Source organism: Mycolicibacterium brisbanense, assembly GCF_001570425.1.
Taxonomy (GTDB): domain Bacteria; phylum Actinomycetota; class Actinomycetes; order Mycobacteriales; family Mycobacteriaceae; genus Mycobacterium; species Mycobacterium brisbanense.
Genome location: NZ_BCSX01000036.1, coordinates 1 through 14,069, shown reverse-complemented (window position 1 = coordinate 14,069; position 14,069 = coordinate 1). Strand labels below are relative to the sequence as shown.

The following is a 14,069-nucleotide window of genomic DNA, read 5'->3' as shown; positions in this document are numbered from 1 at the left end:
CCCGCCGCTGACGGCCCCCCACCCGACAACGGCCTGGTCGCCTCTGCCGAACCCGGCGTCGTGACCACCCCCGACGGCTGGAAACTCACCGTCGCGGCCACCAACGAAAGCCAGCTGCCCATTGCGCCGCTGACCACCGCCGCGTCCTCGCGTGAATACCTCGTCGCGGGCACCTTCACCGGCACCGTCACCGGCAGCGGCTCGACCACCCTCACCGGCGGCACCCTCGACACCGGCTACCAAATCGGCTGCGGCATCGAACTCGGCCAAGTCCGTCTGGTCGGGTCGATCGGCCTGAGCACCTCCGGATCCACCCTGGCCGGCATCATCCCCACCGGTGTGAGCATGCCGCTGTCGGGCACCCTGGAAATCCACCCCAAGCCCGGCACCGTCACCAACGTCTCGGTGGACAAGAAGTCCTTCAAGGCAGCACCGGTGCGCGTCACGCTCAAGGATGTGCACATCAAGGTCGACGGCTGCGTCGGACAATCCTTCCTACGCTCCTACGCCACCCTCACCAGCTCCACCACCGACACCGACGACGTCGTCGCCTACTACGGCATCACCAAGGCCGTCTGATGGTGCGCGATGTCGCCGCGGCATAGATGCGACTATGCGACCGCGTTGTCGACCGAGCGGACATTCCTTGCCCGGCAAGGTATGACTCTCGGTTTGCTCATCGGGGCAGTCGCCGCTCAGTGCCTGTTCGCGACGTGGCTCCCCTTGTCGGGTTGCGTTCTCGGTGTCGTACTCGCAGGGATGGCGATCCTCATCTCCGCCGCCGACGCGATTCGGTGGAGGCGTATCGACAAGCGCGGGTGATGGTTTCGCTAATCCGGTCGATGACAATCGATCAGGCACAACGCCGGCCCGATCAGCGCCAGGAGCCGCTCGCGTGGAACACCGTCTCGGGCCTGAACCGAGATCCCGTGCAGCACTGCGGCATACGCGTCGCCCACGGCCTGAACGTCGATACTGGCGGACAGCTCACCGGCGATAACAGCTGCCCGCAGCCGCTCGACAAGGGAATCGGTGCGGCGACGCCTGCGCTCGGCGAGCCATCGACGGACGTCGTCATTGGCCGGTGAACAGTTTGTGGCGGCGCTGACCACCATGCAGCCTCGTGAACCGCCGCTGGTGTAGACCTCGACCGCCTCGCGCAAGATCCGTTCGATGGCACGGCGGAAGGTCGGCTCCTCCGCCAACGCGCGGTCAGCGAATCCGCCTTCCTGCTGCTCGTACCGCTCGATAGTCTCCCGGAACAGTGCCTCCTTCGACCCGTATGCCGCGTACAGCCGGGCCGAAGCTATCCCCGTCGCTGCGACCAGATCACTCATCGACGTACTTTCGTAGCCGCGATCCCAAAACACTTGCTGTATCTTCTCGAGCACCTGATATTTGTCGAATTCTCTTGGTCTCCCGGCCATTTCGTCTCCTCAGAACCGGTCGATCACCACGACGCCGATGGTGCCGAAAGATTGCATCGCCTCCAACACCGAGCTCGCCTCGGTCAGACTGACCGTGCGCGACACGACAGCACCGGGGTCGAGTCGGCCGGCTTCGATCATGGCCAACATGGTGGAGAACCGGTGACCCGCCATGCCGAAGGCGCTGACGAACTCGAGCTCCTTGATCAGCATCAGATCGATCGGCACGGCGATCTCACCGTTTTGAGCGGCAGTGGTGTGGCCGAGCTGGAGGTGGCGCCCACGGATCCGCAAGGAGCGCACCGACGCCTGGCATGTCTGCGCCAGGCCGACCGCGTCCACCGATACCTGCGCGCCGCCCCGGGTCAGCTCGGCAATCTGCGCGGGCGCGTTCGGCCCAGCGGTCAGAGTGTGCGCCGCCCCGACGCGTCGCGCCGCGGCGAGCTTGTCGTCGCTGATGTCGACTGCGATCACGTTCGCGCCGGCGGCCGCCGCGATCTGGACGGCAGCAAGTCCGGCGCCGCCGCCGGCCCCATACACTGCGACCCATTCACCGGCACGCACCCTGGCCTGGTTGACGACGCCGTGAAAGGCCGCGATATACCGGCAGCCCAGGCTGGCGGCTGCGGTGAAACTCAGCGAATCGGGTAGGGCCACCATGTTGACGTCGGCATGCCGAACCGCAACGTACTCGGCAAACGCGCCCCAATAGGAGACACCGGGGACCATCGTATCGACGTGCTCGCACACCTGCTGCTGCCCAGCACGGCACGTCGGGCACGTCCCGTCACCGGGGTTCATCGGGAACGTAACCCTATCCCCCACATGCCAATTGCGGACCCTGGAGCCGACTTCCTCGACGACTCCGGCGAACTCATGCCCGAGCACGAACGGCGGCGTCACCACCGGGCCCCCGGCCCAGAAGTCACCTGACCACAACGCCCAGTCGGTGCGACAAATGCCGTTGGCGACCACTCGCACGATCGCCCCGTCAGCTGGGCAATACGGCGCGGGCACATCCTGCACCACCAACGGCCGGCCCATCTTCTCAATGACCGCTGCGCGCATTGCCCACCGTCCTATTCTTTGTCGAGCAACAAACAATAGCATCGATCAGGTGTTGGTTGATCCCGCCATCGCACCGACCACGGCCGAGACATCAGGCTTGGAGGCTCGCAGTGGTGAGGAACTGCACCGCGACGCTGGTGCCCGCCACCACGATCCACAGCATCCCACCCAACAGCACCGGTTTGAGACCCGTCCGGCGCAGTGCGCTCAGATCGGTCGAGAGCCCGATCGCTGCCAGCGCCCACGTGATCAGCAGACCGGCGAGTTCGGCACCCGGGATTCTGACCGCTGAGGGCAGCGGCCACACGGAATTCACCGCGGCGAGCGCCACAAAACCGACGAGGAACCACGGAACCAACTTCCGGACCTTCGGTCGCTGCGCACCGGGGCGGGCAACACCGACGCGGCGGGCCACCAGCGCACCGATCACCATGACCACCGGAATGATCGCCAGAGAACGAGTCAGCTTCACCACCACGGCGGTGTGCGCCGCCTGGTCGCCGTAAACCGCGGCGGCAGCCACCACCGACGAGGTGTCGTTCACCGCCGTCCCGGCGAACACCCCGAAGGTGTGCTGACCGAGGTCGAGCAGATGCCCGAGCACCGGGAACGTGAGCACGGCCGCGATGTTGAACAGGAAGATCGTGCTCAGCGCGTACGCCACGGCGCTCGGCTTGGGTTTGAGCACCGGGGTTACCGCAGCGATTGCAGAGGCACCGCAGATAGCGGTGCCGACGCCGATGAGGGTGCGCAGGTCGTGGTCGATGTTCAACCAACGCCCGAAGAGCCAGGCACACACAAATGCCGCGGCCAGCGTCGCGCACATCACCGGCAGCGCCGAACCGCCGACCCGCCAAGCCTGCTGCAGCGAGATCTGGGTACCCAGCAGCACCACCGCGGTCTGCAGCGCGAGGCCGCCGGTGAGCCGCAGGCCGTGCGGCACCGTCGGCCACCGCTTGGCGGGACGCAGCCAGGTGGCCAGGACCACGCCGATGAGAACGGCAGCGACCGGGCCGCCGAGAACCGGGACCACCCTGCCGACCACGGTGGCGACAGTGGCGACCGCGAGCGAGAGTGCCGCGCCGGGCAGTGCCTTGACGATCCGGCGGCGGGTGCGGGTTGGGGTGGCGTCGATGGCGGTGGTGCTCATGGCTATCGACGATCCCGCCGCCGACGCCCGACCGGTACCCACAGGACGGCTATCTACCCATAGGCTTACTCTATGGATCAGGGACCGGCGCCGTCGATCGGCGCACTTCGATTGCTCATCACGGTCGCTGACACCGGCTCGATCTCGGCCGCCGCCCGCGCCGAGCGGATCAGTCAGCCCAGCGCATCTGCGCGCCTGCGCAATCTGGAGCGCCGGCTGGGGCTTGAGCTGCTCGATCGCCGCACCCGCGGTGCCGAACTGACACCGGCCGGGCGGGCCGTTACCGAATGGGCCCGCGGCGCGGTTGCCGCGATGGACGACCTGCTCACCGGTGCGGCGGCGATGCGGGCCGACCAGACCGCGCGAGTCGCCTGTAGCCAGACCATCGCCGAATATCTGATGCCCGCCTGGCTGGCCCGGGTCCGCGAGCACACCGGCGAACCGGTGCACCTGACCGTGGCGAATTCGGCCGGGGTCGTCACGGCGGTGTTGGGGCACGACGCCGACCTTGGGTTCGTCGAGGGTCCGAGGGTGCCTGCGGGGCTCACCAGTCGGATGGTCCGGTCCGATCGGTTGGCGTTGGTCGCGGCGCCCGGTCATCCGCTGACCCGGCGCCGGAAACCGATCGAGGCAGGCGAACTGGCGAACTTGGAGCTGGTCATCCGTGAGCCCGGCGCGGGCACCCGTGACACCTTCGAGCATGCACTGGCGAAGGTGGGGCTGGCGGCACACGCCGCGGCGGTGACCCTGGGCAGCAATGCCGCGATCAAAGTGATGGTGGCCGCCGGCGCACACGCAGCGGTACTCAGCGAGCTGGCGGTGGCGGCGGAGCTGCGCGACGGCCGGCTGGTGGAGATTCCGGTGACCGGGGTCGACCTACATCGACGGCTACGTGCCGTGTGGCGGGCGTCGGCGACACCGCGCGCGGTGATGTCGACGCTGTTGGCGATCGCCAGCGGCCGGGCCGCCGGACCCCGAAACCGCTGAGTACTGGCAGTACTTGCGGCACTTGGGTTTTCGGTTACGACCGGTCTCGGTAGATCTGCGCCAGCTCCTTGCGTCCACGGGGCACCGCAGACCGCCCCCGAACGGATGGTCGCTGCGCGGGGTGACCGAGGGCCACGAGATGCCGCGGCAGCCATCCTGTTTCCAGCCCGAGGAGCTCGGCGACGCGGTTGACGTTGGCATCCGGGAACACCGTCGCTGGACAACCACGCAGGCCCTCCGCCGCCGCGGCCAGCAGCAGCGACTGCACCAGCCGCCCGCAGTCGAAGAGGGTGTCGGAGAAACCGTCGTCAGCGGAGGCGACCACGAGCAGGACCGGAGCATCCCGCACGAATCCCGCGTAGGCGCCCAGCTCCGAAATCTCCCTGAGCAACTCCCCCGACCTCACCCGGACGATGAGCCAGGGTTGCCGGTTACGAGCGGAGCCCGTCCACCGCGCGGCGTCCACGATCGCGCTCACCACCCCGTCGGGCACCGACACCTCAGCGTCGAACGCGCGCACCGCCGGCGCGCGCATCAGGCGAGCCAGTTCGCCGAGATCCATACCGACTACGCTGCCAGATCCGCGGCCAGGTACAGCTAACCGGCCTGTGCGCAAACGGGCCCGCATTCGCAGTTCGGCGCGGCTAGCCCATCGGGTTCAAGGGGTTGGCCGGATTGTTCGGATTCAGCGGGCTCGCCGGGTTCGCAGGGTTGTTCGGATTCAGCGGGCTCGCCGGGTTCGCAGGGTTGTTGGGATTGAGGGGGCTCATCGGGTTAGCCGGATTCGTCAAGCTGTTCGGCCCATAAGGACCGACATTGCAGACGGCATTGGCATTGCCCAAGCAGTCAGCGGGGTTGAACGGGTCAGGGTTTGCCGGATCAGCGCTTGCCGACCCCGCAGCCATCAACGTCAACACAGCAACCACCGCACCGACTGTCCCTGATTTGACCACCTTGACAGATTACCAAGTCGCGCAAGCAAAGTCGGCACCTTTGGTCCGAGAACGGTTGACCGGCGCGAGGAACACTTCGCGGTATGCGGACCGCGAACGGGCTATCGGTTCCAAAACTGCTGCGGCCCAATAGCGTCCCTATCCCCGGTGTCACCGCGGGGTGGTGATCACCACCACCGCTTCCGCGGCGCCGCCGAGCGCAGCGAACCGGTGGCGGCGATCGCTGAGCCAGCTCGCCGTCGCGCCCTCCTCGATCAGGATCTCCTCCCCGACCGGGCCGGCCAGCACCCTGCCGTCGACGACCGTGAGATGCTCGCGCACGCCCGCGCCGTGCGACGGCGAGATGTGCTCGGCGCCATCGGGAAACTCCAGGCGAAACACCTCGACGGTTACCCGGGGCAGGTGCCGCACCGACAACAGCACCGTGCGCATCCCACCGTCAGCGGCCGAGTGCACACCCGGGGACTCGCCGACCAGAGCGGTCAGCGGCACATCGAGGGGTTCACACAGGGCATATAGGGTTTCGACTGTGGGATTACGCCCGCCCGACTCGATCTCGGACAGCGATCCCTTGCCGACCCCAGCCCGACGGGCGAGTTCGGACAGGCTCAAACCGCGTTCGACCCGCAGTTCCCGCAGCCGGCGACCGACCTCTCCCGCATACATTCCCCCATGCTACGTTCCGTCTACAGAACGTTCCGTAGTCAGAACGGAGGGGTGCGGATGAACCAGGACGTCTCGAAAGCGGTCCCGATCAGCGCGGGCGTGGTGTGCGCGCTGGTCGGCTTCACCTCCTCCTTCGCGGTCGTGCTCGGAGGGCTGCGGGCAGCCGGTGCCAATCCGACGCAGGCCGCCTCGGGCCTGGTCGCGGTGAGTTTGGCGATGGGCGCGTCGTCGATGGTGCTGTCGTGGCGGTTCCGGATGCCGATCACCAGCGCGTGGTCGACGCCCGGCGCGGCACTGCTGATCACGACCGGCGCGGTCGCCGGCGGGTGGCCGGCCGCGGTCGGCGCGTTCGCGCTCACTGCGGTGCTGCTGGTGGCGACCGGACTCTGGCCGGCGCTCGCGCGCCTGGTGACCCGCATTCCCCAGGCGATCGCGCAGGCGATGCTCGCGGGGGTGCTGCTTCCGCTGTGCATCGCGCCGGTCACCGCCCTGGCCCACAATCCGGGGGCGATCGCGCCGGTGCTGTTGGTGTGGCTGATCATGCTCGCCGTCCGGCCGCGCTGGGCGGTACCGGCCGCGTTCGGCACCGCCCTGGTGGTGATCGCGGTGACGCTGGTCCGCCACCACAGCGTGCCCGCGGCCACCGCATGGATCCCGCACCTACAGCTCACCGCACCGAGCCTGACCCTGCAGGCCCTCACCGGCATCGCGCTGCCCTTGTACATCGTGACCATGGCGGCGCAGAACATCCCAGGCGTCGCGGTCATGGCGGGGTTCGGGTACCGCGTTCCTTGGCGGCCGGCGCTGACGGTGACCGGGATCGGCTCCCTGGTGGCGACGCCGTTCGGCGGCCATGCCGTCAACCTGGCCGCGATCAGTGCGGCGCTGGCAGCCGCACCCGAAGCCGATCCGAATCCCCGACGCCGCTGGATCGCCGGCGTCACAACGGGCGCGGTGTGCTGCGTGCTGGGTTTGGTGTCCACCGGGCTGACCGCGGCTGTGCTCGCCGCCCCCGCCGGCGTCGTGCAGGCCGTTGCCGGTGTGGCGCTGCTCAGTGCCTTCGCGGGTGCCTGCGCCGGCGCCATGGCCGACGAGTCGGCGCGAGTACCCGCGGCGGTCACGCTGGTCGTCGCAGCCTCGGGGACGACGGTGGCCGGCATCGGTGCGGCATTCTGGGCTCTGGTGATCGGCGTGATTGCACACCGGGTGCTGCGACCAGCGCCGCAACCCGCTCCTGAACCGTCAACGCCGCGCGGATAACCGATTTCGCGAAATTGGTGCAGGGAAGCCAGTTTGCGCGTCGGTAGGGTCGCAGACGTGACCGAAGACTTCGAGGCCGTTCGCCAACGACGCGTCCGCGTGGCGCGCTTCGTCATGCTGGTTGTCGCACCCGTCGTGATATTCCTTGCCATGCTGTCGTTCGGCATGCAATGGACCGCGGCGCTGTGGCTTTCGGCGCTGGTGTTCACCGTCGTGTTCGTCAGATGGCGTCTCAAGGAAGGTACCTGGCCGTGGCAGCCGCCACGGTAAGGCCCTATGGACAACTTGGTGCACGGGCACCGGATTCGCCTCGCTTAGGCTCATACGATGACATCAGGTGGACCGTCGCCTTACCAAGCCGGCCCGGACAACGGCGGGTTCCATCAGCCGTGGCATAGCCAGCCACCCAACCCGGGACCCATTCCCGGACAGGGCATCCCGCCCTCCGCCCATCCGTGGCCGGCTCCGGCGGGCGCACCATCCAAGCCTCCGCCAAGCAAACGCTGGTACACCATCGCCGTAGCGCTCGCCGTCGTCGGGATCGCACTCCTCGCGACAGGCATTGGGCTACTCGTACACACCACCGCCGCCCTGCCCGGCAACGCCAACGAGTTCACCAGCGGTGACTCCACGACCGTCACGCTCCGGCCCGGCGTCAGCCAGACCGTATTCGCACACACGCAGTCCGGTGCGCATTCGGTCCGCTGCCAGTTCCGGAACGACTCCGGTGGCACCGCGATCGACACCTACGAGGGCACCTTGATCATCAACGGGTGGCAGGCCGTCCTCAACGTCAGCGCGAAAGAGGCCGGGAATTACGACATTCGATGCGTCGGCGAAGCCTCCGACCGTTTCCGCATCGGCGAAAACCCAGGTGCGGGTGGCATATTCGGTGGAGTCGCATGCACCATCGTCGGCGGTGGCCTGATCGGTCTGAGCATCATCGCCGCCGTCGTGGTTGCCTTACTGCGGCGCAGACGACCCGGAGTTGGCTCCTGAGTCGCCGACTCTGCGCGAAGAACGGTCGCGATAATCCTTTGAGACAGTCGGGTCAAACTGCCACGATCGACTGATGATTCACGTCAGGCAGGCAGTGGCTGGTGACGAGTTGGCCGTCGCACAGGCTCACGTGCGGTCATGGCAAGTGGGCTACAAAGGTCTTCTCCCGCAGGACTTTCTCGATGCGATCCGACCCGAAGACAGGGCCAGCCGCTATGGCTTTCAACACATGGACCCCGCCGGCCCGTTCACCCAGGTCGCCGTCGACGGAGACGCGATTTGCGGTCACGTCACCACGGGCTCCTGCCGCGACGAAGATCTGCAAGGCGGCGGGGAGATCTGGGCGATCTACGTCGATCCCTCCAGATGGAGTGGCGGGATCGGACGTTTGCTCATCGATGCGGGTTGCGACCACCTGAGCTGCCAGGGGCATCACGTGGCATCGCTGTGGGTTCTCTCCGGAAATGTGCGCGCCCGCCGCTTCTATGAACTGGCCGGGTGGCAGTGGGACGGCTCCCATCGAACAGATGCCATCGGCGACAACGCAATTGACGAGGTCCGCTATCAACGGGTGCTTGGGAGAGCACGAGTGTGACGACTGCCCAGGTGGACTCTGACGCAAGGGATGTCTAGGCCGCCGCGCCGCGTACGCCGCGCTCTTCGGTCAGCGCTGGGCTTCACCCCTTCTCCCGCACCGCCGCGTCATATGCGTCGGTAGTTGTGTTTGTTGGCGGGCCAGCATCCGCCGGCCCGCTCAGGACATGAGGGCATCGACCTGTCGGCCGACCGGTGACGTGGCACGTATATTCCAGCTCCCACAAAATGATCAGCGCTGGGCTGCGTTGCCGGCCCCAACCTCCGTGGCGCGCTTGCGTAGTCGGTCGGCGATCTGCGCCAGCCATTCCTTGTAGGCCACTGGCTCCGGGACGTAGTAGACGCCGACAGTGTTCACGAGAAACTGTTCCAGGCCTGACTCCGAACGGTCCGCTCGCAGGCCGTCAATCTCCTGAGCCAATGCCTGCAAGCGCTCGCCAGCAGGGTGATCTGCGACGTAGTCGTCGACGATTCCTTGCCAGTCATCGGCTTCAAGATCCCAATCCTGGTGAAAATACGCCGCGAAGAACTGATACAAGTCCGTCGAGATCGAACCGTCGTTCATGGTGTCGGGAATCCTGTCAACACGTACCATCCACCTGTTCCATCGCCTTTGAGAACCACTCTAACGCCGGTTCCCGCTACCAATTCAGTTGATCCACGGCGTAGCACCTCCCCGCCGTTGAACGGCGCATCGAGCTCGAGCTTCCCGGTGGCGCCATTCGAAATCCATTGGTCAACCACCTGTTGATTATGTTGGAGCGCGGTACTGACGGCCGACGCTGCCTCGTCGGTGGTACCGAATGACGAGACCACTGGCAACCGCGTGGAATCCAAGCGCCCGGAGAGATCCTCGAATGTCTGGCCAACATGTCGATCGATCAGGTGTCCGCCCGTGGCTTCGCTCGCGGCCAAGAGTGCGCCGGTGTCGTCGACGCCGTGCGGTACGACATGCCCTGTGTCACCTCCGGAGTGGTGCTCAACCGGTGTGTCAGGTGTCGCATGGTGCTCCAGAGGTGGCGCCTCAACGGTGTGCTCCACCGGTGGTGCGTCAGCGTGGCCCGCAGCTGGTGCGTCGGCGTGCGCGTGCGGCGCGGGGATGTCGTCGAGATGGTGGGCGATCCCGGGTAGGGCGTGCTCCAGTCCTTCACCGAGCAACTTGGAGCCCGGGATGGGGAGTAACCCGGCGGCGTCGAGCCCTGCTTGGAGCTTGTCGGCCCCGGACGCCTGGTCCCAGTTGTTGATCGTGTGAAGGTCTTTGGCGACGTCCGGGATCAGGCCGAGGCTGCCCTCGCTCAGCGCGCGGCTGCCCTCGGCGAACGCCGACGGTTTCGGCGGGAAGGCCTGCACATCGGCGTCGGTGGGCAGCGCCGGAATGGGTATCGGCTTGCCGCCGTTGGCGACCACAGCGCTGTTGAGGTCCTGCAGGGCCTTCGTCTGCTCGGTGAGTTCGCGGCGAGCGTCGAACACCCCATCCCGTGGCGGTTCAGGCGTGCGCGACGGACACTTGATCGATGCGCGTAGGGCTTATCGTCAGGTCACCCGAAGGCGAGCTTGTGGAGACGGCCGTACTCATGCCTGCGGATGGCCCGTCAACATACGCGCCAGAGCTGCGCGGTCCTCTCGAAGACATCCTGAAAGACTCTCTTCGAGAGGCTGGCTTGTCGACTCCCGAGCCGGTCATTGAGGCAAGTGATGTTCCCCACCTCGGCGGTCATTGGGTGCCCGGGCCTGTCGATATCGCATTCGCCGTGACCGTGGCCATGAATCTCGCGCAGAACGTCGTCGCCGCCGCCCTATGGGATGTCATGAAGCCCAAGCTAATAAGCCGATTAGGGGCGCGTCCAAAGGCCACCCAGGAGGCCCTACAGGCCGAAATGCGCGCGATGCTCGCATCCGGCGGCGATCAAATGGCACGGACTCAGATTGAGGGAATGTTCGGCGTGCCGGGCAATGAATTGGAGGCCGTCAGCTCGGGGTTGAGCGGCTCCAATGGCCTCTATATTTACCGTGGCCAAGATGGTTCACAATTCACCGTGAATGTTGATATCGAGGATGGCTTTTTTCTCCACGTCATTCGGAACTGGCCCAGGCCCAGCGACCCACCGGTGGAAGGATCATCCGGCGACGGCGAATCGTAAAGTGCTCCACTGACAGCTCGGCGGGCTATCCGCATGGAACCTAGGTCGGGCTGACGGCGTACGAACTTGCGATCACTTGACCCTGTCCATCGCAAGCATGTCGCCAATGTGTTTTAGGGGCGGCCCAGTGGTCGACCCCATCGAGCAACCCTGCGGTAGTGTCTACTCCAGTGAGTTGGGCCAGTTTGGGGGATGGCATGGCAAACGATCTGGAAGTCGACGCGGCAGGCCTGAGAATGGCGGCGGCGAGCAGCGAAGGCGCGGTTGCAACGGCTCTATCGGGAGCGGCGACCGACGGCCCGCTTACCTCTGCGCCCAGCGGGGCCGGAGTCGCTGCGGTCAATGCAGCCCTGCGATCCGTGCAGCGCATCCAGTCACACCGGGTCACCGGTCAGGCCGATGCTCTGACAACCAGCGGTGCCCGCTACGACACCGCCGACGACGATGGCGCTCAGGCGATCGCGACGGTGGGTATATGAGCGCTGCGCCTTCGGTCTCGGGAGGCGTTGTGCCGACGCGCTCGCAGATCGAAGAGTGGAGTACTGCGCACCTGGCCGACGCCGCCACAGGCTGGCGCGCAGCGGCCACGGCGTCCGAGGCCCTGTTCGATGAGCATCGACAGAACATCGCCTCACCCGGCGGCTCAACGTGGGAGGGTGCCGCCAAGGATGCCGCGCTTGATCGCGTCAGTCGCGATGTTTCCGTTGTGGGCAACCACGGCAGCGTCCTGCGTGAGGCGGCCGATATCGCCGAGAACGGCGCTGGCGACATCACTGCCGCGCAGCGCAAGGCGATCGAGGCTATCACCGAGGCCGAAGACGACGGGTTTCGTGTGGGAGAGGACTTGTCCGTTCGCGATACCCGCAGGGTCGACCTTGCGAATACTCAAGTCCGCTTCACCGCCGCGTCGGTGCACTCCGAGAACATCCGCTGGAACGCCGAACAACTCGCGGCGGCCGACGCTCTGGTCGGCCAGCGGTTGCAGTCGAAAGCAACTGAGCTTCAAGAGCTTCGGTTCGATGACGATGGACGCAGCAACGGTATCGTGCAGGCAGCCAAGTTCAAAACAGGTGTGGACATCGACGGCGACGGCAAAGACGACACCGAGAAACTCGCCGAAGCGTTCCTGTATGGCCAGGGTCAAGTACGCGGGTCGGACGGGCAGCTGATCCCCATGACGCCCGAACGGATCATGGCGGCGCTGAACCTGGCCTACGACACCAAATACACGGTGCCAGAGAACTTTCTGTCCAACTTCAACGCCGCTGCGGTGGGTGGCGGGAACGTTGACGACGCAACACGTAAGGCGTGGACCAAAGCGATCGTGAAATCTGCGATGGACAGTGGCATTCCACCAGAAATCCTCGCGGCCCAAATTGACGAGGAGACCGGCGGCACCTGGGACCCAAAACTGTGGACAGGCTTCGGCGAACATCCGTACTACAACTCCGACGGCACACGCAGTAACGACGACGGGCGTGGACTTGGCCAATTCACCTCTGGCACATGGAATAACCTCATGCCCGATCACCCAATAACCAACTTCGACGCCGACGCCAGCACACCGAATCTCGCGACTGTGGACCCGCGCACCGTCCCTGAGCTTGCCCTCGAAGCTCAGGGACGCTACGACCGCCAGGTGCTCGGCGCGATCCATGCCGACCCACGCACCGCAAGCCTTGGGCTGTCGGACACCAAACTCATGCTCGACGGATACAACGGCGGCGCGTCATACGACGGTGTGCTCAACGCCGAGGCCAACAATCCGGAATACGGCGGGTACGCATCGAAAATCCTGACCGAGCATGTCCCCAAATTCCAGCTCAATCCTTCGATACCGCCCCCAACCTTGGGCACGATGTAAGGGTGTCAATGATCCTCACAGCTCGCCTGCCTGTAGCGGCATCACTCACACTCGCCGCGCTGGTCGCCTTGTCTGCGTGCGCATCAGCGGATTCTCCTCAGCAGTCGTCGCCGGACCCGACCACACCCGCAGCAGCGTCGACTCCCCCAAGCAACGCCCCGCCGACTCCTTCGCCGACGCTGACGGGCGCGGCGGTCAACCCACAGGACTACGAGGTGCACGGCGGCGGCGGGTGGCGCTTCTACACCGACAGCAACATCAGCTGCATCATCTCAAAGACCATCGCCTGCATGGGGGCACCACTGCCGGGAACGCGGTCCAAGTACACCGTGGCCACGATCACCGACGCCAGGGCCCAGCTTGCGTGGTCGGATACCCAACTGAAGCCGTTCGGAAATCCCTTCGACGCCACCAGATTCGGCCGATTGCTGCCATCGGGTTCGTCGCTGTCCGCACCGTTAGGCGAGTGCAACGTGAGTGGCCCGGTCATCACCTGCGCGCACGGGGGCCACAGCTTCACGATCGACCCGGCTGGATCAACGGCGCGCTAAGCGCCCCATGGATTTGCGAGATGCTCGGCCACACTTGCAGCACTGACTGCTGCAGCTGAGCTGCCCCAGAAATCAAGATGGCCTAGTGGTCGATGTTTGATCGTATGGGGGTCCGCTTCTGGGGGTGTTTGGGGTTTCACTTTTCAGTACCGCCGAACGTGCTACTACCTGGCCACGATTCGATCTGTACGGTGACAGGCGCGAGACCGCAGGCTTCGCCTGCGGTCTGAGGTTCCCCCCGAAAAGTGGACAGGGGTTATGCGGCCTGGCCGGCCGTGGTGAGTGATTGTTCGTACGCGATGGGGCTGAGCATTCCAATCGCTGAGTGGCGTCTCCGATTGTTATAGAAGTGCATCCAATTGTCAATGGCTGCAACGAGTTCCGCCATAGTGGCAAAGGTGTGACGGTA

At 65.9% G+C, this 14,069-nt stretch carries 20 protein-coding genes; 11 read left to right on the top strand and 9 right to left on the bottom strand.

Annotated features, from left to right (window positions below; all coding sequences use genetic code 11):
• Both RMCB_RS20655 and RMCB_RS36985 read left to right on the top strand, forming a co-directional pair.
• Positions 1–579 (top strand): MspA family porin (locus tag RMCB_RS20655; protein WP_062830314.1); only part of this gene is annotated, 579 nt, incomplete at its 5' end.
• A 9-nt stretch (positions 580–588) separates the two neighbouring features.
• On the top strand, positions 589–822 hold the full coding sequence (locus tag RMCB_RS36985) for a DUF202 domain-containing protein (protein WP_072278516.1): 234 nt from the start codon (positions 589–591) through the stop codon (positions 820–822).
• Positions 823–830: 8 nt separating this feature from the next.
• Here RMCB_RS36985 and RMCB_RS20645 read toward each other — a convergent pair whose 3' ends face one another.
• The 3 genes from RMCB_RS20645 to RMCB_RS20635 form a co-directional block, all read right to left on the bottom strand.
• Positions 831–1,427, bottom strand: coding sequence for a TetR/AcrR family transcriptional regulator (locus RMCB_RS20645; protein WP_062830313.1), 597 nt, complete (start codon positions 1,425–1,427; stop codon positions 831–833).
• Positions 1,428–1,436: 9 nt separating this feature from the next.
• Entirely contained in the window at positions 1,437–2,495 is a 1,059-nt protein-coding gene (locus tag RMCB_RS20640) for an alcohol dehydrogenase catalytic domain-containing protein (protein ID WP_062830312.1), read from the bottom strand.
• 91 nt (positions 2,496–2,586) lie between these two features.
• A complete protein-coding gene (locus tag RMCB_RS20635) occupies positions 2,587–3,645 on the bottom strand; it encodes a YeiH family protein (RefSeq protein WP_062830311.1) in 1,059 nt (352 codons plus the stop codon).
• 72 nt (positions 3,646–3,717) lie between these two features.
• Here RMCB_RS20635 and RMCB_RS20630 point away from each other — a divergent pair, with 72 nt between their 5' ends.
• Complete coding sequence (locus RMCB_RS20630) at positions 3,718–4,632, top strand: LysR family transcriptional regulator (RefSeq protein ID WP_062830310.1); 915 nt, start codon at positions 3,718–3,720, stop codon at positions 4,630–4,632.
• Positions 4,633–4,666: 34 nt separating this feature from the next.
• Here RMCB_RS20630 and RMCB_RS20625 read toward each other — a convergent pair whose 3' ends face one another.
• The 3 genes from RMCB_RS20625 to RMCB_RS20615 form a co-directional block, all read right to left on the bottom strand.
• On the bottom strand, positions 4,667–5,194 hold the full coding sequence (locus RMCB_RS20625) for a nitroreductase family protein (protein ID WP_062830309.1): 528 nt from the start codon (positions 5,192–5,194) through the stop codon (positions 4,667–4,669).
• Between the two features lie 82 nt (positions 5,195–5,276).
• Entirely contained in the window at positions 5,277–5,537 is a 261-nt protein-coding gene (locus RMCB_RS36065; protein WP_308213631.1) for a hypothetical protein, read from the bottom strand.
• A gap of 198 nt (positions 5,538–5,735) precedes the next feature.
• Positions 5,736–6,251: a type II toxin-antitoxin system RelB family anti-toxin gene (locus RMCB_RS20615; RefSeq protein ID WP_062830308.1), complete on the bottom strand. Its 516-nt coding sequence runs from the start codon at positions 6,249–6,251 to the stop codon at positions 5,736–5,738.
• A 57-nt stretch (positions 6,252–6,308) separates the two neighbouring features.
• On the opposite strand from RMCB_RS20615, the gene RMCB_RS20610 reads away from it, so the two are divergent.
• The 4 genes from RMCB_RS20610 to RMCB_RS20595 all read left to right on the top strand — a co-directional run bounded on the left by RMCB_RS20610 (position 6,309) and on the right by RMCB_RS20595 (position 9,105).
• Positions 6,309–7,511, top strand: coding sequence for a benzoate/H(+) symporter BenE family transporter (locus RMCB_RS20610; RefSeq protein WP_062830307.1), 1,203 nt, complete (start codon positions 6,309–6,311; stop codon positions 7,509–7,511).
• A gap of 57 nt (positions 7,512–7,568) precedes the next feature.
• Complete coding sequence (locus RMCB_RS20605; protein ID WP_062830306.1) at positions 7,569–7,781, top strand: hypothetical protein; 213 nt, start codon at positions 7,569–7,571, stop codon at positions 7,779–7,781.
• A 57-nt stretch (positions 7,782–7,838) separates the two neighbouring features.
• Complete coding sequence (locus tag RMCB_RS20600) at positions 7,839–8,510, top strand: hypothetical protein (RefSeq protein ID WP_062830305.1); 672 nt, start codon at positions 7,839–7,841, stop codon at positions 8,508–8,510.
• A 73-nt stretch (positions 8,511–8,583) separates the two neighbouring features.
• Positions 8,584–9,105 (top strand): GNAT family N-acetyltransferase, encoded by a 522-nt coding sequence (locus tag RMCB_RS20595; protein ID WP_062830304.1) that lies wholly within the window; start codon positions 8,584–8,586, stop codon positions 9,103–9,105.
• Positions 9,106–9,336: 231 nt separating this feature from the next.
• Here RMCB_RS20595 and RMCB_RS20590 read toward each other — a convergent pair whose 3' ends face one another.
• Entirely contained in the window at positions 9,337–9,669 is a 333-nt protein-coding gene (locus tag RMCB_RS20590; protein WP_062830303.1) for a contact-dependent growth inhibition system immunity protein, read from the bottom strand.
• On the bottom strand, positions 9,666–10,574 hold the full coding sequence (locus RMCB_RS20585) for an RNase A-like domain-containing protein (protein WP_062830302.1): 909 nt from the start codon (positions 10,572–10,574) through the stop codon (positions 9,666–9,668). The genes RMCB_RS20590 and RMCB_RS20585 overlap by 4 nt, the downstream gene beginning before the upstream one ends.
• Positions 10,575–10,618: 44 nt before the next feature.
• On the opposite strand from RMCB_RS20585, the gene RMCB_RS20580 reads away from it, so the two are divergent.
• The 4 genes from RMCB_RS20580 (at position 10,619) to RMCB_RS35885 (ending at position 13,660) form a co-directional block, all read left to right on the top strand.
• The gene (locus RMCB_RS20580; protein WP_062830301.1) at positions 10,619–11,245 is read left to right on the top strand and encodes a type 2 periplasmic-binding domain-containing protein; all 627 of its coding nucleotides are present in this window, start codon (positions 10,619–10,621) and stop codon (positions 11,243–11,245) included.
• A gap of 197 nt (positions 11,246–11,442) precedes the next feature.
• A complete protein-coding gene (locus RMCB_RS20575; RefSeq protein WP_062830300.1) occupies positions 11,443–11,724 on the top strand; it encodes a hypothetical protein in 282 nt (93 codons plus the stop codon).
• Positions 11,725–11,753: 29 nt separating this feature from the next.
• Positions 11,754–13,109: a lysozyme family protein gene (locus RMCB_RS36635; protein ID WP_063979652.1), complete on the top strand. Its 1,356-nt coding sequence runs from the start codon at positions 11,754–11,756 to the stop codon at positions 13,107–13,109.
• A gap of 2 nt (positions 13,110–13,111) precedes the next feature.
• Positions 13,112–13,660: a hypothetical protein gene (locus RMCB_RS35885; RefSeq protein WP_131805560.1), complete on the top strand. Its 549-nt coding sequence runs from the start codon at positions 13,112–13,114 to the stop codon at positions 13,658–13,660.
• A 256-nt stretch (positions 13,661–13,916) separates the two neighbouring features.
• Here RMCB_RS35885 and RMCB_RS20560 read toward each other — a convergent pair.
• On the bottom strand, positions 13,917–14,069 hold a 153-nt coding region (locus RMCB_RS20560), incomplete at its 5' end, for an IS3 family transposase (protein ID WP_267887333.1).